Below are 22635 nucleotides of genomic sequence, written 5' to 3' on the forward strand. Positions count from 1 at the left end.
CAGCGCACAAAATCCGTTCGCGCTCACCCTTTTCGAGTGAGCGCGAACGGATCGTGTGATCTGCCCCGCCGGCCGAGTGGGCCCGAGGGCCGTATCGAGGTCAGGCGTTGACGTCCGACGGGTGCGTCGCGAGCGGCGTCACCTTGATGTCCATGTACGGGAACAACGGCAGGCCCGACAGCACGGTGTGCAGCTCATCGTTGGATTCGACGTCGAAGATCGAGTAATTGGAGTACTCGCCCACGATCCGCCAGATGTGCGGCCACTTGCCGGAGCGCTGGAGGTCCTGCGAGTACGCCTTCTCCCGCGCGACGGTGTCAGCACGTACATCCGGGTCGAGATCGTCGGGGATGTTGACGTCCATCCGCACGTGGAACAGCATTACTTCGCCGGATCCAGGACGAAGTCGTAGTCGACCGTGAAGCCGCCCTTGCCGTCTTCCTTCGGGTCGAGGATCAGCTCGGGCTTCACGGCGCTGGCGACGTCGTCGTCGTTGTGCGCGTCACCGGGGAAGTACAGCTGCGCGGTGAGCTGCTCGTGGCCGGGCGCCGACACCTTGAGGTGCAGGTGCGCGGGACGCCAGGGGTGCCAGCCCGCTGCCGAGATCATCTTTCCGCACGAACCGTCGGTCGGGATCATGTACGGCGCCGGACGGATCGTGGTGATCTCGAAGCGGCCCTCGTCGTCGGCGGTGAAGGTCGCACGCAGGTTCCACTCCGGGATACCCGGCGCGAACTGCGAGTAGAAGCCGTCGTCGTCGGCGTGCCACAGCTCGACCTTGGCACCGGCGAGCGGGGTGCCATCGCACGAACGGACCTGGCCGCTCCACAGCAGCGGATCGCCCTTCTCGTTCTCGCGCATCGGCACGGCACCCTTGGAGCCCTGCTCGGGCGCGTTCGGCACGTAGTACGGGCCCTCGATGCTGCCCTTGTTGCCCTCACGGTGCTCGGTCGCCACATCCTCGACGACGTGCTCGACCCACACGTCGAGGAAGAGCGGCCACTCACCGTCTTCACCGACGTTGATGAGCCATGCCTTGAGGGCGTTGTACTCGTCGTAGGTCACCTTGTGCTTGCGGATCGTGGCGTGGACGCCTTCGAGGACCTCGTTGATGAGGGTGGCCACCCGCTCCGGCGGCGTGTTCTTGACGGCCTCGAAGGGCGACTTGTCGGCGTGGAACCGCTCGGTGGCGGACGCGCCGGAAGCGGCAGCGGTGGCGACCTGGTCGGTGTGCTCGGTTGTGGTCATGACATCTCTCCTTGCTGTTCTTCGTGGGGCTGCCACGAAATGGATTGGTGCGGTTCGGGTTCAGCTGTCGGTGCGGTAGCGCTCGAGTTTGTCCGGGTCGATCTCGAAGCCGATGCCCGGTGCGGTCGACCGGTGCAGGTGACCGTCGCGGATCTGCAACGACTCGGTCAGCAGGTCATCGCTCATGTCGAGGAAGTTCGACAGTTCACCCGCGTAGCGCGAGGTCAGCTCGAAGGCGCTGCCGAAGGCGAGGGCGCAAGCCGTCCCGACCTGTCCGTCGATCTGATTGCCCATCACCACCGGCACCCCGAGCCCCTCCGCGAGGTGATGGGTCCGACGCGAGGTGGTGAAACCGGTACGGGCGGTCTTGATGCTGATCGCGGTCGCGGAGCGACCGAGGATCTCACGCGTCACGTCGGCCGGGGTCGGCACCGACTCGTCGGCGATGAACGGCACGTCGAGCTGCTCGACGAGCCACCGGCGGCCGAGCACATCGGCTGCGTCGCAGAGTTCTTCGGCGAACAGCAGGTCGAGGTCGGCCATCTCCCTCATCGCCCGCAGCGATTCTGCCGCGGTCCAGCCACGGTTGCCGTCGACGTACAGCTCGACCTCGTCGCCGAAACGTTCGCGCAGTGCGCGCACGACCGCGGTGTCGAGGGTGACGGGATGCCGGCCGACCTTCACCTTGAAGGTGTGGATTCCGTAGGTCTCGACCATCTTCTCGGCTTCGGCGACCATCGCGGCGGGTTCGGCGAAACCGAGCATGTGGCTCACGCGCATCCGGTCGGTGAAACCGCCGAGCATGTCACCCACCGGGAGTCCCAGGACTTTGCCGAGCGCATCCCAGATCGCCATGTCCACAGCGGATTTGGCGGCCGGATTGCCGACCGTCTTGGCGAGGCGGGCGGCGACCACCTCACGTTCGAGAAGGGTGAGACCCACGATCGCCGGAGCGAAGATGGTGTTGATCACGGCGAGGATGCCGTCTTGCGTCTCCCCGTAGGTGAACGGGCGCGGAGGCGCCTCGGCGACGCCGACCACACCCGCATCGGTGTGCACGCGCACCAGCACGTGATTCGCCTCGTACACCTCGCCGGAGGCGAACTTGAGCGGTTTCACGTACGGGATCGCGAATGGAATTGCCTCTACGCGTGTGATTTTCATGATCCATCTCCAAACTTGGCGCTGAGCGCAGCATCGATCGGGCGGGCCTGAGCGGGGTGGACGGTGCCGGGACGGACGGTGCCGGGGTGGATGGCGAAGGCCGCCGCGATCACGTCGGCCACCGCACCGATGACGGGGTCTGCGCCTCCGGCGCGCCAGGCCAGGGCGACCTCGACGGTGTCGGCGTCGACGAGATCCCGCACGACGAGCCCGTCGAGCGGTAGTGACCGCACCGAGGCCGGGAGCACCGAGACCCCGAGTCCCGCCGCGACGAGGGCCAGCAGCACCGCGGTACCGGACGCCTCATGCGCGCGATCCGGCACGAAGCCCGCCGCGCGACAGGCCCTCATCGCGGCCTCGTTGACCGCGGAGTCACGGCTGTCGTACATCACGAACGGCTCGTTGCGCAGATCGGTGACGGAGACGACCGGCTCGACGGCGAGGCGGTGATCGACCGACACCGCGAGCACCATGGGCTCGACGTCGATGACCCGCATCTCGATGTCCTCGCCGACTGTCGGCGGACGCAGCACCCCGAGGTCGAGAGTCCCGGTGCGGATGGCCTCACACTGAACCGGCGTGAGCATGTCGGAGGAGATGCGGAGATCCACATCCGGCAACTCCCGCTTGACCACCCGCGCGATACGCGGCAGGTGCGAGAAGGCGGCGATGCCGGTGAGGCCGAGACGTACCAGCCCGCTGCGGCCGGCCGCGATTCGGCGAACCCCGTCCACGGCGTCGTCCACCCCGGCCAGGATCCGTTCGGCCTGAACCCTCAGGTATTCCCCTGCCGGTGTCAGCGACACCTGCCGGGTGGTCCGGGTGAACAGCGTGACATCGAGCTCGGATTCGAGCTGGCGGATGGCGTACGACAGCGCGGGCTGCGCGACATGCAGGGACGCCGCAGCCTGGCCGAAGTGGCATGTGTCGGCCACCGCGGCGAAGTAACGCAAGTGCCGTAGCTCCATGACCTGGCCTTATCTGGTACCCGTACGCGATTGGGACCCGGCATGTGACCGGGACCACGCCTCTACGGTAAGGCCAGAGATACATACATGACAATGACACAATTTGTACTTATTCATGGATTCTGGTTATCAATGAGGTACTGGGTCAGGACTGGTGATTTGCCTAGTGTGATCGCCGACACGTGATGCGAGAGTGCAAAGAGCACCCACATCTGGAGGTACAAGACATGACCGCGTCCGTAACGGAACACCTGCACCACGTGAACTCTGTCCTCGGCGACGCGGTCGTCGACGACAAGGAATCCGGCGTCTACCGTGCCAACCGAAGGATCTTCACCGACGAGGACATCTTCGAGCTGGAGATGAAGCACATCTTCGAGGGCAACTGGATCTACCTGGCCCACGAGAGCCAGCTTCCCGATCCGGGCGACTACTTCACCACCTACATCGGCCGGCAGCCGGTGGTCATCACCCGCGACAAGAGCGGCGAGCTGCACTGCCTGATCAATGCCTGCGCCCACCGCGGCGCCATGGTCTGCCGTCGCAAGACCGACAACCGGATGACCCTCACCTGCCCCTTCCACGGCTGGACGTTCCGCAACGACGGCACCCTCCTGAAGGTCAAGGACCCCGACGGCGCCGGCTACCCGGACACCTTCGACGTCGACGGCTCGCACAACATGACCAAGGTCGCCCGCTTCGACAGCTACCGCGGTTTTCTGTTCGGCAGCCTGAACGACGACGTGACCTCGCTCGAGGACCACCTCGGTGACACCCGCATCGTCATCGACATGCTCGTCGACCAGTCCCCCGATGGCCTCGAAGTGCTGCGCGGAGCATCGACCTACACCTACGACGGCAACTGGAAGGTCCAGGCGGAGAACGGTGCCGACGGTTATCACGTCACCGCCACGCACTGGAACTATGCGGCCACCACGTCGCGGCGTGGCACGGGTGAGTCGAAGAACGACACCAAGGCGCTCGACGCCGGTGGGTGGGGAAAATCAGGCGGCGGCTACTGGTCGTACCCCAATGGCCATCTGTGCCTGTGGACCTGGGCGGCCAACCCGCAGGACCGGCCCCTCTGGGACAAGATGGACGAGCTGAAGGACAAGTTCGGCGATGCCAAGGGCGAGTTCATGGTGAAGGGTTCGCGCAACCTCTGCCTGTACCCGAATGTGTATCTGATGGATCAGTTCTCCACGCAGATCCGCCACTTCCGGCCGATCGCGCCGGACAAGACCGAGGTGACGATCTACTGCATCGCACCCAAGGGCGAGAGCGATTCGGCTCGCGCACACCGCATCCGTCAGTACGAGGACTTCTTCAACGCCTCCGGCATGGCCACCCCCGATGATCTGGAGGAGTTCCGCTCCTGCCAGCTCACGTTCCGGGCGCAGGCAGCTCCGTGGAACGACATGAGCCGCGGAGCGCAGCACTGGCTGACCGGGCCCGACGACGTCGCCAAGACGCTCGGCATGACCGGCGTCATCTCGGCGGGCGTCAAGAACGAGGACGAGGGCCTGTACCCCGTTCAGCACGGCTACTGGCTGGAGACCATGCGCGCCGCCGCTGCCGCCGAAGAAGCAGCGATCGCCGACCGGCACTGAGCCGGATCAGACCCAAAGGGAAGACGATGACCACCGCAGACACGAATCCCACCACAGACGCACATGCCACGGCGGCGGGCACCGAATCCGGCGCCGGCGGAAAACTGATCACCCAGAACATGATCGAGCAGTTCCTCTACCGCGAGGCGCGCTACCTCGACGACCGTGAGTTCGAGAAGTGGCTCGAGTGTTATGCCGACGACGTCGTCTACTGGATGCCGTCGTGGGACGACGCCGACCGTCTCACCGAGGACCCGCAGCGCGAGATCTCGCTCATCTACTACGGCAACAAGGGCGGCCTCGAGGACCGGGTCTTCCGTATCCGGACCGAACGGTCCTCGGCGACATCGCTGCCGGAGGCCCGGACGAGTCACAACATCAGCAACGTCGAGGTCATCGAACGTCGCGGGGATCTGGTCGACGTCCGATTCAACTGGCACACGATGTATTTCCGCTACAACACCATCGACCCGTACTACGGCACATCGTTCTACACGATCGACTTCTCCGGCGCGCAACCCCTGATCCGGCGCAAGACGATCGTGCTGAAGAACGACTACATCCACCACGTGGTGGACGTGTATCACTTCTGACCCCGTGCCCGTCTGACCGTATTTCTGTCCGACCATCTGCCCCGGAACCCACCGAGACGATCGACCACGAGGACCCGTCCATGACTGTCATCACCGACGCGGGTGCCGGCACCACCGCCCACACCGACGCGAACACCCACCAGGTGGCGCTGTCCTTCGAGGACGGGGTCACCCGGTTCATCACCTGCCGCGAGGACCAGACCGTCGCCGACGCGTCGTACCGGCAGCGCATCAACATCCCGCTCGACTGTCGGGACGGAGCCTGCGGAACCTGTAAGGCGTTCTGCGAGTCGGGCGATTACGACGGCGGCACCTACATCGACGATGCGCTCTCCGAGGACGAGTCCGCCGAAGGTTATGCACTCCCCTGCTGCATGAAGCCCAAATCGGATCTGGTGCTGCAGATCTCGGCGACCTCGGAGATCGCGAAGACCCAGGCCTCGAGTTTCACCGGCACCGTCGTCGAACTGGAACGTCTCTCCGAGTCGACGATGCGCCTGGGAATCCGCATCGAGAACCGCGGCCAGTTGGCCTTCCTGCCAGGGCAGTACGTGAACATCGCGATCCCCGGCACCGACGACGGTTCCGGAGCGCCGGTGAACCGCTCGTATTCGTTCGCCAACGAACCGCACGAGGATCGGCTGATCTTCCTGATCAAGCTCACTCCGGGCGGAGCGATGTCGACCTACCTGACCGAACGAGCGGTACGCGGTGAGGAGGTCACCTTCACGGGCCCGCACGGCTCGTTCTTCCTGCGGGAGGCCACGCGTCCGATCCTGTTGCTGGCCGGCGGAACCGGACTGGCCCCGATCCTGTCGATGCTGCGAAAGTTGCACGCCGACAAGAGCCCTCGCAGGGCCCACCTGATCTACGGCGTCTCCTCCGACACCGATCTGGTGGCGATAGACGAGATCGAGTACCTCGCCGACCAGCTGCCCGGATTCACCTGGGACCACTGTGTCTCCGATCCGGCGAGCACCGCGGTCAACAAGGGCTACGTGACGAGCCTGATCGAACCGGCGCACCTCTACGACGGCGATGTCGCGATCTACCTGTGCGGCCCGCCGCCGATGGTGGAGGCCGTGCGCAAGCACGTCGCGGAAGCCGGCATCGAGCCCACCGGTTTCTACTACGAGAAGTTCGCTCTGGCCGCGCAACCCCCGGCGGCCCGGGCCGAGGCCGGCAGCGTCGAGAACACCGAGGTCCTCAGCGAAGAGGCCATCGCCGAGGACACCTCCGCGACAGACATCTCCGCCCAGCACACCTCCGGCCAGGCCGCCTCGGTCGTCGTATCGCCCGGGTCGACCCCTGCCGACGCCGACGAGCCCGTCCTCATGGCTGCCGACGCCCGTGCGATCGCCGGCCAGACGGTCTTTCCGCCCGCCGACCTCGGCGTGTGGTCGGGTACGCGGACCGCCGCGGCAGAGGACGATTCACTGGTGCGGATCGCCGGGCAACGCCTGTGGCGCGGTGACATCGGCGAACGGGATCTCGACCCCGACGCCGGTGCTCTCCAGCCCACGGCGTCGCAACCGTCGGGGCCGGCGCGCTCGATCGCCGGTCAGGAGATCTTCGCTGCGGCGGACATCGCCCAGCTCCACAACCCTGCCCCGGTTGCCGTCGCGGCCGCACACGGTGAGGTCACAGGCGGGGAGGTCGCAGACGGGGAGGCTGCCCCCACCGTCGTCGGGTCGCAGGGCTACCAGATCGGCGAGGAGCATCCCGCGATCCACGAATCCGATGCACTCTTCGAGGCCCGTGCCGCTCTCGAACTCGGCGCTCTGGAACTGACTTTCGGCCGGCTGTCCAGTCAGCAGCTCACCGGTTACCGGTTGCTCGCCGACGCCACGGTCCCCTACGTGGACGGAGATCGGTTCGTCGACGCGGCCCAGTACACCGAGACCAACGCCGCATTCCACGACTATCTGTTCACCCTCACCGGCAACGACCACCTCCTCGAGGCGTACAAGGCCCTGGGTGTGAAGGGCCGGATGAGCGAGGTGTTGCGGAACGCCACGTGGTGCCACCCCCTGTGCGCGCAGGATCACCTCGACATCGTGTCGGCCTTCGAGAGTGGCGACCACGACGCGGCACGCGCCCTGATCTCCGCCCACGCCGACCGGTCCAAGCAGACGATGCGTCGGGCGATGGCCGACGAGATGGCTGCGCGCCGTCCGCGTTTCGTCACCCCGGGACGTTTCGCCGGTAAGGTCGTCGTGATCACCGGTGCCGCACAGGGTATCGGCGAGCACGCGGCGCGCCGGATCAGTGCGGAGGGCGGCAAGGTCGTTCTCGCCGACCGGTCCGAGCTCGTCGACGAGGTTGCCCGCGATCTCGAGTTGTCCGGTCCGGGTGCGGTGTCGGCCATCGCCGACCTCGAGACCTATGACGGCGCCGAGTCCGTCGTCCGCCGTGCGGTCGCGTCGTACGGTCGTGTGGATGTCCTGATCAACAACGTGGGCGGCGCGATCAACTTCAAACCGTTCACCGAGTTCTCCGCGGAGCAGATCCGCGCCGAGATCGACCGCTCGCTGATGACCACCTTGTACGCGTGCCGGGCGGTGTTGCCGTCGATGACCCGCAACGGCGGCGGGGTGATCGTCAACGTGTCCTCCGCCGCCACCCGCGGCATCCACCGCGTGCCGTATTCGGCGGCGAAGGGGGCCGTCAACGCGATGACCGCCTCTTTGGCCATGGAGTATGCCGACGACGGCATCCGGGTGGTTGCCACCGCACCGGGCGGAACCGAGGCACCACCACGCCGGATATCCCGCGGCACTCCCGAGCCGCGCAACGAGACCGAGGCGCAGTGGTTCCAGGCGCACATCGACCAGACGGTGTCGTCGTCGCTGATGAACCGGTACGGCACGCTCGACGAGCAGGCCGCCGCCATCTGCTTCCTCGCTTCGGATGAGGCGTCGTACATCACCGGAAGTGTGCTGCCGGTAGCCGGAGGCGATCAGGGTTAGACAGCCGGAGGCGATCAGGGTTGGACAGCCGGAGGCGATCAGGGTTGGACAGCCGGAGGCGATCAGGGTTGGACAGCCGGAGGCGATCAGGGCTGAGCGGACCTGGCCCTAGTATGGAGCGATGATGGTCACCGCCGCGTGTGTCGGCCGCGACCGCGAGATCGAGGTGTTGTTCTCGCGGCTGCGGTCGGTGGCGAGTGCGGAGTTCCTCGCCGTCACCGGGGATCCGGGCAGCGGAAAGTCCACGCTGCTCGACCATCTGGTCCGGCGGCGGCTGGCGTCGGCGGAGTCCGGCCCGACGCTGTGGGCGCGGGTGACACCGTGGCAGGCCGAGGTTTCCGGCTCACTGGTCCGGCAACTCGTCCAGCACGTCGGAGACGCCCGCGAATCGTCCACCGAGGATGACGATCTGGTCGGCATGCTCGACGCCGCGGTGCGATGTGACACGGATGCAACGACACTCGTGGCGATCGACGACGCCGACCTGGCCGATGAGGAGTCGATCCGGGCGCTGGTCACCCTGACGCGGGACCATCGCGCGAGGCGTCTGCTGATCGTCGTGACGACGACGCGCCCCGGCGCGGGGCTCGCCGGACTGACGTTCGACGAGCTGCGACTCGCGGGCGTCGGCCCGGAAGGTACCGCCGACATCGCCGCGCAACGCGGCATCGTGCTCCACCCCGCCATGCGACAGGAACTGACGCGCCACACCGCGGGCAACCCGCGCGACATCGTGGCACTTCTCGACGAGGTTCCCGCGAGCACCTGGGCGCGCAGCGGCACGCAGCTCCCGGCTCCGCGATACATCGTCGAGAACGTACGAATGTCGCTGCCGGAGAGCAGAACCCCGGACCGCGCGCTCATCGAGGCCCTGGCCATCCTCGACGATGCCGAACCATTGTCCACCGCAGTCGAACTCGCCGGCATCGACGATCCGCTGGATGCGCTCGACGCGGCCCGGCGCACCGGTCTGGTGACCGCCGAAGGCGCGCTGACACCTGCCGAGGCACAGCCGCGGATCGTCACCCCGATGGTGCGTGCCGCAGTCCTGGAGGTCTTGGGGATGAAGGCCGTGGGTGAGGCGCATCGGCGTGCCGCGGAGGTGGTCGCCGACCCCGCGCGCCGCCTGCACCATCGTGTCGCCGCGACCCCCACCGCAGACGCCGACCTCGCCGACGCACTCGCGGAGCTGGCCCGTACCCGTGGCGCCGATGGCGCGTGGGCGGAGGCAGCGGGACTCTACCGCCAGTCCGGCAGGCTCACGCCGGAACCGCTGCAGCGTGACACGCGGGTGACCCTCGCGGTGGATTCGCTTCTGGCCGCGGGCGATTGTGTCGGCGCGGGGGCTCTGGTCCCGACCGTGGAGAGCCTGCGGGAGACCCCACTGCGAAATGCCACGCTGGCCTACCTCGCCATCCTGCGCGGACGGTCGGCGGAGGCGCAGCTGCGCCTCGACCGCGCGTGGGGAATCGTGAGCGTCGAACGTGAACCAGAGGTCGCCGCCCTCATCGCCCAACGTCATGTGTTGCACAACCTGGTCCGATGCCAGGGCGCCGAGCTGGTCACGTGGGCCGACCGCGCCATGGACATGGCCGAATCCGGGTCGGCGGCGCGCGTGGAGGCCGCGGTCATCCGCGGGCTCGGCCTGGCGTGGTCGGGTCATCCGGATGCGGCCCGCGCCGAATACGAGTCCGTGTCCGAGCGGATCAGGTTCGGCGCGCAGGCCCAGCGGGCCATCATGGGACGCGGGTGGTTACAGCTCGGGCTCGACGAGATCGACGCCGCACGAACCAATCTGGAGTCCGCGGTGTCGATGGCGCAACTCGGCGGGTCCACCCGGATCTCGTTGTGGGCGCTGGCCTGGCTGGCGAGGGTGCAGTTCCTCACCGGCGACTGGGACGAGGCGATGCGCAGCGTCGACGAAGGCCGGCGGCTGGCACGCAGCAGCGGCATCGCCCTGGCCACGCCGCTGTTGAATTGGACTGCGAGCCAGATCTTTTCACTTCGGGGAGACTGGGAGGACGCGCACCGCAGCGTGGCGCAGAGCACCACGTCGATCGGCGATTACGAGATCATGCGCATCCCCGAACTACTCGCACGAGCCCAACTCGCCGAGGCCGGAGCCGATTACGGCAAGGTGCGACGAATCCTCGGGCCGCTGGAGAAGATGGCCGAAACCGTTCCCGCGCTGTCCGAACCCGGTTTGTGGCCGTGGGTCGATGCACTCGCGAATGCGCAGGTCATCGAAGGTCAGTACGACGCCGCGGACAGATTGCTCCGCACCTACGAGGAGCGGGCGGCCGAACGCGGGCACCGGTCGTCGGCTGCCCGGCTGAAGAGTGCACGCGGGCGCCACCTGGGTGCGACCGGCGACATTCACGGCGCGCGAAGGACTTTCGAAGAAGGCATCGAGCTGCTGGACGGCCTCGGGATGCGGTACGACCAGGCGCGCGTCAATTTCGCGTACGGTCAGACGTTGCGCCGCGCAGGCAAACGCCGTGCCGCCGATGCCGTGATCGGAACCGCGCGCGACCTGTATCTGGCGCTCGGCGCGACCACCTATGTAGAACGCTGCGACCGTGAACTGAAGGCCGGCGGTCTGGCGAGTTCGCGCATCGATTCACGCTCCGACAATCACGGTTCCGCCAGGGATTCCGGCCCGGAACTGACCCCGCAGGAGGAGGCGGTCGCGACGCTCGTCGCCCGCGGACTCGCCAACCGCGAGGTGGCGGCCGAGCTGTTCATCTCGCCGAAGACGGTGCAGTATCACCTGACCCGGATCTACGCCAAGCTCGGGTTGCGCTCGCGCGCGGAGCTGGCGGCCTCCCGGCGCTGAGGCGCCGGCGTGGCCACGCCGCTACGCCGGGACCTGCGACTGCCTACGGTCGACCACCGGCGCACCGGTCTTGGCCTCGACGATCCCGAGATCGACGCCGGGCGCGAGTTCGACCGCCTCGTAGCATGTTCCGGCGGCGTCGAACACGCCCAGGTCGGTGATGATGCGACTCACCACACCGCGTCCGGTCAGGGGCAGGGCGCAGGTCTCGAGCAGCTTCGGCTCGCCCTTCTTGGTGACGTGCTCCATCAGCACGATGACCTTGCCCGCCCCGTTGACCAGATCCATGGCGCCGCCGATGCCCTTGACCAGGGCGCCGGGGACCATCCAGTTGGCGAGGTCACCGTTCGTGGCGACCTGCATGCCGCCGAGGACGGCGACGTCGACGTGTCCGCCGCGGATCATCGCAAAGCTGGTGGCGGAGTCGAAGTACGACGCGCCGGGCAACACCGACACGGTCTGCTTGCCCGCATTGATCAGGTCGGGGTCGACCTCGTCGTCATAGGGGAACGGGCCCACACCGAGGATGCCGTTCTCGGCGTGCAGGTAGATCCCGGAGTCGTCGGGCATGTGGTCGGGGATCAAGGTCGGCAGGCCGATCCCCAGGTTGACGTAGTCGCCGCGGGTCAGCTCCTGCGCTGCGCGTGCGGCCATCTCGGTGCGGGTCCAGGTCATGACAGGCCTCCTAGGCTGGGTGTGCCGTGCTCGACGCCGACGAAATCGGGCGTTCGCGGATGGTGCGCTTCTCGATCCCCTTGCGCGCGGCCTGCTCCGGGGTGAGCTCGACGATCCGTTTGACGAAGATGCCGGGCAGGTGGATCTCGTCGGGTCCGAGTTCACCGACCTCGACGACCTTTTCCGCCTCGACGATGGTGGTCCGGCCTGCCATCGCGGCTGGCGGATTGAAATTGCGTGCGGCGGCGTGGAATCGGCAGTTGCCCGCCTTGTCGACCACCGCGGCCCGGATCAGGCCGTAGTCGGTGACGATGGCCTCTTCGAGAACCATCTGTTTCCCGTTGAAGGTGCGTACCTCCTTGGGGGCCGACGCCTGCGCGACCGTGCCGTCGGCGTTGTAACGCCATGGCAGGCCGCCCTCTTCGACCAGGGTGCCGACACCGGTGGGCGTGAAGAACGCACCGATACCGCTCCCGCCGGCACGCAGGCGCTCGGCGAGGGTGCCCTGCGGGGTCAGTTCGACGGTCACCTCACCGGCCAGGAACTGGCGCCCGAATTCCTTGTTCTCACCGATGTAGGAGGCGATCACCTTGTCGATCCGGCGCGCCTCGAGCAGCAGGCCGAGGCCCGCGCCGTCGACGCCGCAGTTGTTGGACACGATCGTCAGGTTCTCGGCGCCCTGTTCGAGCAGTGCGTCGATGAGGAACCCGGGAATGCCCGCCAGACCGAAACCGCCGACCGCGATGCTTGCGCCGTCGGGGATGTCGGCGACGGCATCCGCGGCCGACGCGGCGATCTTGTCGATACTCATTGTTGCTCCAGGTGTTCGATCAGTGCGGGGGTGATGATGTCGGGCTGCTGGGCGTTGGCGAGGTGAGCCGAGTCCGGGACCTCGAGCAGGCGACCGTCGGCGACGTTGTCGGCGATCTCCCGCAGCTTCGACGGAGGCGTTGCCGGGTCGTCGGTCCCGGCGATCGCCAGGGTCGGTGCGGCGATCGACCGGAGGTCTCCCCGGAGGTCCATCTCGGCGATGACCTCGCAGCAGGCCGCGTAACCCTCGGCCGGGGTGGCGGCGACCATGTCCTCGTGGTACTTCCGCGAACTCTCTTGTGTGGCCAGGTATTCGGGTGTGAACCAGCGCTGGACAACGGCCTCGGCGACGGCACCGGTGCCGTTCGCGCGCACCGTGGCGGCGCGGTCGAGCCAGGCTTGTCTCGGCGGGAGCTGTGCCCCCGTGCAGAGCACGGCGAGGCGACGGACGCGTTCGGGGTTGCGTGCGGCGACCCGCATCATGGTCATGCCGCCCAGGGAAAGACCCACCAGATGCGCTCGTTCGATGTCGAGCCGGTCGAGCAGTGCGATGACGTCGTCGGCGAGGTCGTCGATCGTGTACGGCCCCTGAGGCACCGGCGACTCGCCGTGGCCGCGGGTGTCATAGCGCACGACGGTGAACCGTTCCTCGAGCGCGGGGAGCTGCGCATCCCACATGCGGTGCGTCGAACCCAGGGAGTTCGACAGGACCACCGCGGGTCCGTCCGTGCGGCCGGTGACGAGGGAGTGAACCTGCACGCTCATCGGATTGCCTCGAAGATCGCGGCGAGTCCCTGTCCCCCACCGATGCACATGGTCTCGAGCACGTACCGGGCCTCGCGGCGCCGCGCCTCGTGCGCCGCGGTGGCCAGGATGCGGGCGCCGGTCGCCCCGATGGGGTGGCCGAGGGAGATGCCGGAACCGTTGGGGTTCAACCGTTCATCGAGCGGGTCGACCTTCCATTCGGCCAGGCAGGCGAGCACCTGTGCGGCGAACGCCTCGTTGAGTTCGATCAGGTCGATCTCGTCGAGGGTGAGGTCCGCTCGCTCGAGGGCGGCCGCGGTGGCACCGACCGGTCCGATGCCCATCGTCTCCGGGGCACAACCGGTGACGGCCCAGGATCGTAGCGCGAGTAGGGGTTCGAGCCCACGACGATGCGCCTCGGCACGCGTGGTGACCACGCACATGGCCGCGCCGTCGTTCTGGCCGGAGGCGTTGCCCGCCGTGACGGTCGAGTCGGCGTCGAACTTCAGCCGGATGGGACGCAGGGCGCCAAGGGATTCGGCGGTGGCGTCGGCGCGCGGGTGTTCGTCGCGGTCGACGACGGTGTCGGGCTTGCCGCGGCGTCCGGGAATCGTGACCGGGACGAGCTCGTCGTCGAACTTGCCGTTCTCGTGGGCCGCGATGGCCCGCTCATGCGAGCGCGCCGCGTACTCGTCCTGCTCGGTCCGCGAGATCGTGTACTTCGCCCGCAGGTTCTCGGCGGTCTCGATCATGCCGCCCGGCACGGGATGCGATTCGCCGCCGGCGGTGAGGCGTCCCCGGTCGAGGCGGTCCATCAGTTCGACGCCGCCCTGCTTGACCCCCGTACGAAGCCCCAGGGCGTAATGCTCGACGGTCGACATCGACTCGGCGCCGCCGGCGATGACGAGTCGCGCTCCGCCGGTGGCGACCGCGGACGCGCCGGTCAGGATCGCCTGGAGTCCGGAACCGCACCGGCGGTCGACCTGCATGCCCGGCACACCGGTCCCGAGCCCGGCGTCAAGCGCGGCGATCCGGCCGATCGCGGGTGACTCGCCGTTGGCGTAGCCCTGCCCGAGGATGACGTCGTCGACGTCGCCCTCCCCGAGTCCCGTCCGGCTGGTCAGCTCGCGGAGGAGATCGGTGGCCAGACGCGTGACCGGCACCGAGGACAGCGCCCCACCCATCCGCCCGACGGGTGTGCGCAGAGGTGAACAGAGAACGATGTCGGTGTCCGCGATACGTGATGAAGCCATGCGTCCAGCCTAAGTACCAGGACCGATATGGAGAAGTATCCATTTGACCACCTTTGAGATGTTCTGAATATCAATCAGTAGGATCGGCTCCATGGAGCTGCGACATCTGCGCTACTTTCGGGCCGTTGCCGAGGAACTGCACTTCGGCCGGGCGGCACAACGCCTGCACATGGCGCAGCCGCCGCTGTCTCAGCAGATCCGCCAGCTCGAGGACGAACTGGGCCTCGCTCTCCTCGTCCGATCGACGCGTCGCGTCGAGCTGACCGCCGCGGGCGAGGACTACCTGCGGCAGACGGTGGCGATCCTCGATTCGGTGGACGCCGCGGGTCGACGGGCACAGCGCATCGCCGAAGGGCGGCAGGGCAACCTGGCGATCGGCTGCGTCGGTTCCGCGACCTACTCGTTGCTGCCCCGCTTCGTGCGGGCGCTCCGCAACGAGCTACCCGACGTGGATGTCAGCGTCCGCGGCGAGATGCTGGCACCCGAGCAGATGGCCGCACTGGTGTCGGGTGACATCGACCTGGCCCTGCTGCGCATGCCGGTCGAGACACGGGGTCTGCACGTCGAGTCGATCCGGAAGGATCGACTGATCGTCGCGCTGCCTGCCGACCACCCGCTCACCGAGACGCCCGCGCAACAGGCCGTGGACATCGCTCAACTCCGCGGCGAGGACTTCATCGCACACGTGGGCGGCGGGAGGTCCGTCATCAGCGGGGTTCTGGCCGCCGCCTGTGAGCGCGCGGGCTTCATGCCGCGCATCCGGCACGAGGTCGAGGAGACGTCGACCCTAGTCACGCTCGTCGCGGCCGGGCTCGGCGTCGCGGTCGTGCCGGAGCCGACATCCGCTCTCGGTGTCGCGGGCGTCGAATACCGGCCGCTGGCCGCGCCGATCGACCACGTCGACCTGGCGGTCGCATTCGCCGTCGCACGGCGCACCCCTCTCATCGACCGGGCGGTGGCGGTGCTGCGGACGCTCCCGTGAACGCCGCACACCCACCCCCTTCTCCCAGATCCACCGCCCGCAAAGGGGGTGGAGATGGCGAAAGAACGTGGGTGTGCCGATGTTTCAGAGATCAGCGGTGCGTGAAGTTCGGGTCCCGCTTCTCGACGAAGGCGGCCATGCCCTCGGTCTGATCGTCGGTGGCGAAGGTCGAGTAGAACAGGGCGCGCTCGGCGCGGACGCCCTCGGTCAGGCTCGACTCGAAGGCGCGGTTGACGGCGTCCTTGGCCAGCGCGGAAGCGATGAGCGACTTGGAGGCGATGACCTCGGCGACCTCGATCGCCGTCGCGCGGCAGTCCTCCTTGGGGACGACGCGCGAGACCAGGCCCATGCGCTCGGCCTCGTCGACCTTCATGTTGCGCCCGGTGAGAACCATGTCCATCGCCTTGGCCTTGCCGATCGCGCGCGTGAGGCGCTGCGAACCGCCGATACCCGGGATGACGCCGAGGTTGATCTCGGGCTGGCCGAAGACGGCGTTGTCGCCGGCGATGATGGTGTCGCACAGCATCGCGAGTTCGCAGCCGCCGCCGAGTGCGTAACCGGTGACCGCGGCGATGATCGGGGTCCGCGCGCGGGACAGCTCATCCCAGGCCCCGAAGAACTGTTCGGTGATGACGTCGGCGTAGGTCTTCGACGACATCTCCTTGATGTCGGCCCCGGCGGCGAAAGCCTTCTCCGAGCCGGCGATCACGATGGCGCCGATTCCGGCATCGACGTCGAATTCCTTGACGGCGCCGACCACTTCGTTCATCAGCTCGGTGTTCAGCGCGTTGAGGGCCTTCGGCCGGTTCAGCGTGATGATGCCGACGCGGCCACTGGTCTCGACGAGAATGGTCTGGTACTCGGTCACGATGTGTCCTCTTTCGGTTCGATTGTTCGCGCGGGTTCCTCGGGCGCGAAAGTGTCTGTACGGGAGGGCGTCGAGCTAGTCCTCGAAGGTGAGGTCGTGCGGGAGCGGGGCGAAGAAAGCATCGACCGCGTCGTCGGAGTAGCTCGCCCACTTGGGGTTCCGGTCCTTGTCGATGACCTGTGCGCGAATACCCTCGGCCATGTCGGGGTGAAGCAGGCACCGCAGTGAGACGCGGTACTCACGGATCAGGGTGTCCTCGAGAGTCGCATCGCCTGCGGCCTCCCGCAGTGAGCGCAGTGTGACCGCCAGGGCCGTCGGGCTCTTCGCGGCAATGGTGTCGGCCGCCTTGTCCGAGGCCGGGGTACCGACCGCGCGGCACCGTTCGATGATCTCCGAGACCGTGTCGGCGGCAAAGGCCTCGGCGATCCAGTCGCGCCCCTCGGCCAGCTCCGACGCCGGCGCTGCGACCGCGTACTCGGCCACCGCGGCGTCGACCCCGACGTCCCCGACCGCCGCGATGAAGGCCGACAGCGACTCTGCGGGCACGAAGTGGTCGGCGAGGCCCATCGCGATGGCGTCGGCCCCACGGAGATGTCCCGCGGTGAGGCCGGCGTAGGTACCGAGCCCGTCGGGGACCCGCGAAAGCAGGTGCGTACCACCGACATCGGGAACGAAGCCGATGCCGACCTCGGGCATCGCGAGTTTGGTGCGGTCGGTGACGACGCGGACGTCGCCGTGCGCGGACACCCCGACCCCGCCTCCCATCACGATGCCGTCCATGATCGCGACGTACTTCTTCGGATAGCCGGAGATCGTTGCGTTGAGCCGGTATTCGTCGAACCAGAACTTCGCCGACGGCGACTGCTCGGCGTCGACATCGGTCGAGTCGGCGTTCCCGCTCAGTGCGGCGGCGTCGCGATGGATGGCGACGATGTCGCCGCCCGCGCACAATCCGCGCTCACCGGCACCGGAGAGGATGACCGCATCGACGGTGTCGTCGGCGGCCCACGTGTGGAGTCGCTCCGCCATCTCGGTGACCATCTCGTGGTCGATCGCGTTGATGGACTTCGGCCGGTTCAGGATCAGCGATCGTGCCGTCCCGTTCTCCTCCGTCAAGACAGATGGGACCAGCACCGATGGTTCCGACACGCCGAACTCCTCTCCACACCGACAGACTTCCTACAGATGGTTGCATATCCTAGTAACTCTGGTCCAGCCCTGTGGTCCGACTCAGACATGTGAGGTTAGGGTCACCTCATGGGCTACTCCAGAGCACGCGTCCGGCATGTCTCCGACCTGACGCCCAACCTGCGTCGCGTCGTCCTCGATGTCACCGACCTTCCCGGCCTCGACCTCCCGGGGGTCGCCGACGAGGCGGTGGGCATCTATTTCCCGCACGACTCCGAGCGTTCCACACCGGACATGGAGTGTCGCGAGGGCACCTGGGGCTACTTCGGCACCGACCCCGCACCCGAGGGACGCAACTACTCGATCCGGGCTGCCGACCACGCCGCAGGCACCGTGGACATCGACTTCGTCATCCACGCCGCCGGACCGGCCACACTGTGGGCCCAGCGCACCGAACCCGGCCACGAGGTGGTCCTGACGCACGCCCGGAGCTGGCTGGCGCCACCCCCGGACACCGAACGGCTGATCCTGGTCGCCGACCTGGCCGGCCTTCCCGCCCTCGCCCGCATCATCGACGAGCTGCCCTCGACCGACGGGGTGACCGCCGTCGTCGAGGTTCCCGCCCCGTCCGAGCTGAACTACCTCCCCGATCGCGACATCGAACTGATCACGATCATCGGCGGCAACGCGCGCACCCCGAGTCGCCTCGCGGAGACCGTACGGGAACTGCAGATCCCGACGACCGGCGGTTACTGCTGGTTCGCCGGCGAGGCCGCAGAGTCACGGGCGGTGCGCAAGCACCTCCGCTCCGAACTCCGATGGGCCCGTGACCACTACGACGTCATCGGCTACTGGCGCCTGGACAGCGAACGCTGGACGCGCGCCTACTCCGCACACGGCACCGAGCTGTTCGCCGTCTACCGGCAGGCACTGGCCGACGGCAAGAGCGAGAAGCAGGCCTCCGAGGAATTCGACGAGGCGCTCGAGCGCGTCGGACTATAGGCAGTCGTGCCCTTCAGTACTGGCGCCCGTCAGTACTGGGCCCCTTCAGTACTGGGCCCCTTCAGTACTGGGCCCCTTCAGTACTGGGCGACCTGCCCGTCTTTGGGTGCGCGGTACATCTTCCACACCAGCTTCGGGATCCCGCGCACCGGCAGCGGCTTCGGCCAGTCCCGAGTACGCATCAGGGCCTCGGTCCCGCCGTCGACGGTGATGACCGTGCCGGCCATGAAGTCGGCGGCAGGCGACAGCATGGTCATCACCCACGCGGCGAGCTGTTCCGGTGTTCCGAACTCGCGCACCGGAACCGGGAAGGACTTCACGCTCTTGGCCTGCGGGCTGTCGAGCTGGGATTGCAGCAGGGGTGTCATCACCGGGCCAGGCGCGATCACGTTGATCCGGATGCCCTCGCCCGCCCACTCCGGCTTGGTGCCCTGCCAGCGGGCCCACTGGGTGACCGCGATCTTCGACGCCGCGTAGGCGACCGGCGCGGTGACGCCGCGTCGTCGGAGGATCTGCCGAGTAGCACCCGCGGTGTCGCCGTTGATGAGTCGCCGGATCGCACCGCGCGGCACCAGCGGCGTCACCGTGGTCGAATTGGAGCCGAACACAACCACTTTGGCCTTGTCCGCGGCCGCAAGCGCCGGGCGCCAGGCGGTCAGCAACTGCGTGACACCGAGGACATTGACCTCGACGATCATCCGCTCGCGCCCCTTGGCCGGTCCCATCCCCGCGGCGAGGACCGCGCCGTCGAGGTGGCCGCCGGACAAGTTCAGGACCTCCTCGGTCGCGGTACGCCGACCGTGCGTGGTCGACAGATCCGCGACGACATCGGCGTCGCGCAGATCGACGCCGATCACCTTGTGCCCGGCCGCTTTCAGGGACTCGGCGACTGCCGCGCCCATCCCCGACGCCGACCCGGTCACCACATAAGTACCGCCTGCGTTCATCCCAACCCCTTCTGTTTTCCTTCGTGGTCCACACTCGCACCGTGCCGGTGCTGGGTTCGCTCGTACGCATCGTTGAACGCACGGAGTTGGTGGAGAAGCGCCTCCGGGGTGCCTGGCTCGAGATCGGCGAAGACCTGCTCGAGCCGCTCGGCGCGCAGCAATCCGTCCCGGCGGAACGCCGCGGCGCCCTCTTCGGTGGGACGGATCATCTTCGACAGCGAGTTCTCGACCTCGAACCGCTCGACGTAGCCGTTCTTGATCGCCGCGTTGACCTGACGGTTGACGGTCGACTGTTCGAGCCCGAGAGCCGCGGTCAGCTCGCGCAGCGTGCGCGGGCGACCGTCGGAGAGCACCCAGAGGATGGCGAAGGCCGAACGCTCCAGTCCGACCGCCGGATGGACCAGGCCTTTCCGCCGGGACATCCGCAGCAGTTCCTGTGCCAGGTCACGATGCACCGGCGATTGCCACGGCGCATGGTCCTCTGACATGACTCCTCCATCACTAGACGTGGACCAACCTACTGTCCGATTTGCCTATGTACATTACATATGTATGCTGCATACCTCTAAGGAGGTCTCGTATATGAGCCAGGTACACGGTCAGGTGCCGCAGTCGGCAGCTGTCGCCGCGGCGAAGGCGCCCGCCGGCGCCGTCGTAAGCGTCATCGTCCTCTGCTTCGGCGGCCTCGTCGCCTCGCTGATGCAGACCTTGATCATCCCGATCCAGCCCGACCTGCCGCGCCTCCTCGGCACCTCGATCAGCAACGCCTCGTGGGTCATCACCGCCACGCTGCTGGCCGCGGCCGTCGCGATGCCCATCGCCGGACGCCTCGGTGACATGTTCGGCAAGCAGCGCGTCCTGCTCGCCAGCGCACTCCTGCTCACCCTCGGGTCGCTGATCTGCGCACTGGGAGACTCGCTGGTCCCCCTGATCGCCGGTCGCGCCGTCCAGGGCCTGGCCATGGGCTTCATCCCGGTCGGCATGAGCCTCATCCGTGAGATCACCCCGCCGAGGATCACCTCGATGGCGGTCGCCGCGATGAGCGCGACCCTGGGCGTCGGCGGGGCCATCGGCCTGCCGCTGTCGGCATGGATCGTCGAGACCTGGGACTGGCACGCCCTGTTCTACGTCGCCACCGGCCTGGGCGTGCTCATCGTCGTCGCCGTTCTCGTCCTGCTCCCCCGCGTGAACACCGCCTCCGGCGGACGCGTCGACATCCCCGGCGCCATCGGGCTGGCCGTGGGCCTCTCGAGCTTCCTCATCGCGGTGTCCAAGGCCAACGACTGGGGCTGGACGTCGGGTCGCACGCTCGGCCTGGCCATCGGCGGCCTCGCCGTGCTGGTCCTGTGGGGCGTGTTCGAGCTCCGCCAGAACGACCCCCTGGTCGACCTCCGGACCTCGGCGCGGCCTGCCGTGCTGCTGACGAACATCGCGGCAGCCGCAATCGGTTTCGGCATGATGGCGCAGGCCATCATCCTGCCGATGCTCCTGCGCCTACCCGAGGCCACCGGATACGGCCTGGGCCAGTCCATTCTGGCCGCAGGCCTGTGGATGGCGCCCGGCGGCCTGATGATGATGTTCTTCGCGCCGCTGTCGGGTCTGCTGATCAACCGGATCGGCGCCAAGTTCACCCTCGCCATCGGCGCGACCATCCTCGGCTGCGGATACATGTTCGCGTTCTTCCTCATGGATGCGGCGTGGAAGCTGATGCTGGCCTCGATCATCTGCGCCATCGGCGTGGGTGTCGGATACGCCGCCATGCCGACGCTGATCATGGGTTCGGTTCCCCCCGCCGAGGCCGGCGCGGCGGTCGGGCTCAACGGGCTGATGCGGTCGCTGGGCACCACCATCGCCTCGGCGGTGATGGCCCTGATCCTGGCAAGCGCCACCATCTCCCTCGGCGGCACCGAGGTGCCCGACGAGTCGACCTTCACGTGGTGCTTCCTGATCGCGGCCGCCGCGGCCTTCATCGGTGTCGCGATCACACTCACCATCCCGAGCAGGAGCGGGGCGTCGAATGTGCCCGAGGAGCAGCCGCTTCCCGCGCGGAGTTCTCAGAGCCCGCTGCGCCGCAACGTGACCCGGTAGGTGTAATGCTCGGGCAGGAAGTAGCTGATCGCGAGTTCCACTGCACGTCCGCGTGAATCGGTGTAGAGCCGATCGACTCGCAGAACCGCATGCCCCACCGGGCAGCCGAGCCGGGCCGCGGTCTCGGCGTCGGCCGTGGTGGCCGTGATCGATTGCGCGCATTCGTCGATCGGGTGCGCGAGGTGCGGTTCGAGCAGGCCGATCATCGTGTGGTCGCTGGTCGCGCCCGCCTTGACCTCGGGGGCGTCGATCACCAGGCGCGCCACCGCCTCCGGCCACGACACCGTGGTGACCACGAAGGGCACACCGTCGTGAAACCGCTGGAACACGATGCGATACACGACATCGGTGTCGAGGCGCAATCGGCCGGCGGCCTCGAGATCGACTCTCCGCGAAGGGGATTCGAGCACCTTCATCTCGGTGTCGGTGGACAGGTTCATCAGGTCCTCGATGGACCCGAGCTGGCGCAGATACTGGCCGGCGTTGTCGGTGGCGAACGTCCCGCGACCCGGCACCCGATACACCGACCCCTCGGTCACCAGTTCCAGGAACGCGCGTCGAACCGTCTGCCTGCTGAGCCCGAACTCCTGGGAGAGTTCGGATTCGGTGGGCAGTCGCACACCCCCGGCGTACCTGCCCTGGACGATCTGTGACCGCAGTTCGGCGGCCAGCGACTTGTACGCCGGCTCGGACTGCCCTGCCTCACTCACCCGCACCCCTCCAGTCACGCCCGGTCCCGCACCCGCGCCG

The 22635-nt window shown here is 67.7% G+C and carries 20 protein-coding genes; 7 read left to right on the plus strand and 13 right to left on the minus strand.

All coding sequences use genetic code 11. The features are described from left to right. Window positions 1-100 precede the first annotated feature (100 nt). From catC to H1R19_RS19990, 4 genes are read right to left on the minus strand one after another with little or no spacing between them, the layout of a single operon-like run. Window positions 101-382 carry a muconolactone Delta-isomerase gene (catC, locus tag H1R19_RS19975; protein ID WP_188331333.1) on the minus strand — a complete coding sequence of 94 codons (282 nt, stop codon included), beginning with the start codon at window positions 380-382 and terminating at the stop codon, window positions 101-103. Next, window positions 382-1248: a catechol 1,2-dioxygenase gene (gene catA, locus H1R19_RS19980; protein ID WP_188331334.1), complete on the minus strand. Its 867-nt coding sequence runs from the start codon at window positions 1246-1248 to the stop codon at window positions 382-384. The genes catC and catA overlap by 1 nt, the downstream gene beginning before the upstream one ends. A 60-nt stretch (window positions 1249-1308) precedes the next feature. Then, window positions 1309-2412 carry a mandelate racemase/muconate lactonizing enzyme family protein gene (locus H1R19_RS19985; protein ID WP_188331335.1) on the minus strand — a complete coding sequence of 368 codons (1104 nt, stop codon included), beginning with the start codon at window positions 2410-2412 and terminating at the stop codon, window positions 1309-1311. After that, entirely contained in the window at window positions 2409-3380 is a 972-nt protein-coding gene (locus tag H1R19_RS19990) for a LysR family transcriptional regulator (RefSeq protein WP_244970774.1), read from the minus strand. Before H1R19_RS19990 ends, H1R19_RS19985 begins: the two co-directional genes overlap by 4 nt. Before the next feature lie 227 nt (window positions 3381-3607). On the opposite strand from H1R19_RS19990, the gene benA reads away from it, so the two are divergent. The 4 genes from benA (at window position 3608) to H1R19_RS20010 (ending at window position 11388) form a co-directional block, all read left to right on the plus strand. Beyond that, window positions 3608-4990, plus strand: a complete 1383-nt coding sequence (benA, locus tag H1R19_RS19995) for a benzoate 1,2-dioxygenase large subunit (protein ID WP_219849928.1) — start codon at window positions 3608-3610, stop codon at window positions 4988-4990. A gap of 26 nt (window positions 4991-5016) precedes the next feature. Beyond that, window positions 5017-5583 carry a benzoate 1,2-dioxygenase small subunit gene (gene benB, locus H1R19_RS20000; RefSeq protein ID WP_188331337.1) on the plus strand — a complete coding sequence of 189 codons (567 nt, stop codon included), beginning with the start codon at window positions 5017-5019 and terminating at the stop codon, window positions 5581-5583. 80 nt (window positions 5584-5663) lie between these two features. Further along, window positions 5664-8552: a benzoate 1,2-dioxygenase electron transfer component BenC gene (benC, locus tag H1R19_RS20005; protein ID WP_219849930.1), complete on the plus strand. Its 2889-nt coding sequence runs from the start codon at window positions 5664-5666 to the stop codon at window positions 8550-8552. Between the two features lie 121 nt (window positions 8553-8673). Continuing rightward, window positions 8674-11388 (plus strand): helix-turn-helix transcriptional regulator, encoded by a 2715-nt coding sequence (locus tag H1R19_RS20010; protein ID WP_219849932.1) that lies wholly within the window; start codon window positions 8674-8676, stop codon window positions 11386-11388. Between the two features lie 21 nt (window positions 11389-11409). Here H1R19_RS20010 and H1R19_RS20015 read toward each other — a convergent pair whose 3' ends face one another. From H1R19_RS20015 to H1R19_RS20030, 4 genes are read right to left on the minus strand one after another with little or no spacing between them, the layout of a single operon-like run. Continuing rightward, a complete protein-coding gene (locus tag H1R19_RS20015) occupies window positions 11410-12063 on the minus strand; it encodes a 3-oxoacid CoA-transferase subunit B (RefSeq protein ID WP_219849934.1) in 654 nt (217 codons plus the stop codon). A gap of 10 nt (window positions 12064-12073) precedes the next feature. Next, window positions 12074-12874 carry a CoA transferase subunit A gene (locus tag H1R19_RS20020; protein WP_188331341.1) on the minus strand — a complete coding sequence of 267 codons (801 nt, stop codon included), beginning with the start codon at window positions 12872-12874 and terminating at the stop codon, window positions 12074-12076. Continuing rightward, entirely contained in the window at window positions 12871-13638 is a 768-nt protein-coding gene (gene pcaD, locus H1R19_RS20025; RefSeq protein ID WP_188331342.1) for a 3-oxoadipate enol-lactonase, read from the minus strand. The genes H1R19_RS20020 and pcaD overlap by 4 nt, the downstream gene beginning before the upstream one ends. Next, entirely contained in the window at window positions 13635-14870 is a 1236-nt protein-coding gene (locus H1R19_RS20030) for an acetyl-CoA C-acetyltransferase (protein ID WP_188331343.1), read from the minus strand. Before H1R19_RS20030 ends, pcaD begins: the two co-directional genes overlap by 4 nt. A gap of 91 nt (window positions 14871-14961) precedes the next feature. On the opposite strand from H1R19_RS20030, the gene H1R19_RS20035 reads away from it, so the two are divergent. Continuing rightward, a complete protein-coding gene (locus H1R19_RS20035) occupies window positions 14962-15852 on the plus strand; it encodes a LysR substrate-binding domain-containing protein (protein ID WP_188331344.1) in 891 nt (296 codons plus the stop codon). A gap of 91 nt (window positions 15853-15943) precedes the next feature. On the opposite strand, the gene H1R19_RS20040 is transcribed toward H1R19_RS20035, so the two are convergent. Next, window positions 15944-16720, minus strand: coding sequence for an enoyl-CoA hydratase (locus tag H1R19_RS20040; RefSeq protein ID WP_219849936.1), 777 nt, complete (start codon window positions 16718-16720; stop codon window positions 15944-15946). A gap of 75 nt (window positions 16721-16795) precedes the next feature. Continuing rightward, entirely contained in the window at window positions 16796-17869 is a 1074-nt protein-coding gene (locus H1R19_RS20045; RefSeq protein ID WP_188331346.1) for an enoyl-CoA hydratase/isomerase family protein, read from the minus strand. A 108-nt stretch (window positions 17870-17977) separates the two neighbouring features. Here H1R19_RS20045 and H1R19_RS20050 point away from each other — a divergent pair, with 108 nt between their 5' ends. After that, a complete protein-coding gene (locus H1R19_RS20050; RefSeq protein WP_219849938.1) occupies window positions 17978-18850 on the plus strand; it encodes a siderophore-interacting protein in 873 nt (290 codons plus the stop codon). Window positions 18851-18927: 77 nt separating this feature from the next. Here H1R19_RS20050 and H1R19_RS20055 read toward each other — a convergent pair whose 3' ends face one another. Further along, a complete protein-coding gene (locus H1R19_RS20055) occupies window positions 18928-19797 on the minus strand; it encodes an SDR family oxidoreductase (protein WP_188331348.1) in 870 nt (289 codons plus the stop codon). Further along, window positions 19794-20285 (minus strand): MarR family winged helix-turn-helix transcriptional regulator, encoded by a 492-nt coding sequence (locus tag H1R19_RS20060; RefSeq protein ID WP_188331349.1) that lies wholly within the window; start codon window positions 20283-20285, stop codon window positions 19794-19796. The genes H1R19_RS20055 and H1R19_RS20060 overlap by 4 nt, the downstream gene beginning before the upstream one ends. Before the next feature lie 94 nt (window positions 20286-20379). On the opposite strand from H1R19_RS20060, the gene H1R19_RS20065 reads away from it, so the two are divergent. After that, window positions 20380-21885, plus strand: a complete 1506-nt coding sequence (locus tag H1R19_RS20065; protein WP_188331350.1) for an MFS transporter — start codon at window positions 20380-20382, stop codon at window positions 21883-21885. On the opposite strand, the gene H1R19_RS20070 is transcribed toward H1R19_RS20065, so the two are convergent. Then, window positions 21852-22595 carry a GntR family transcriptional regulator gene (locus H1R19_RS20070; protein WP_219849939.1) on the minus strand — a complete coding sequence of 248 codons (744 nt, stop codon included), beginning with the start codon at window positions 22593-22595 and terminating at the stop codon, window positions 21852-21854. The genes H1R19_RS20065 and H1R19_RS20070 overlap by 34 nt on opposite strands. Between the last annotated feature and the right edge of the window lie 40 nt (window positions 22596-22635).

This window comes from Gordonia jinghuaiqii (assembly GCF_014041935.1).
GTDB lineage: Bacteria > Actinomycetota > Actinomycetes > Mycobacteriales > Mycobacteriaceae > Gordonia > Gordonia jinghuaiqii.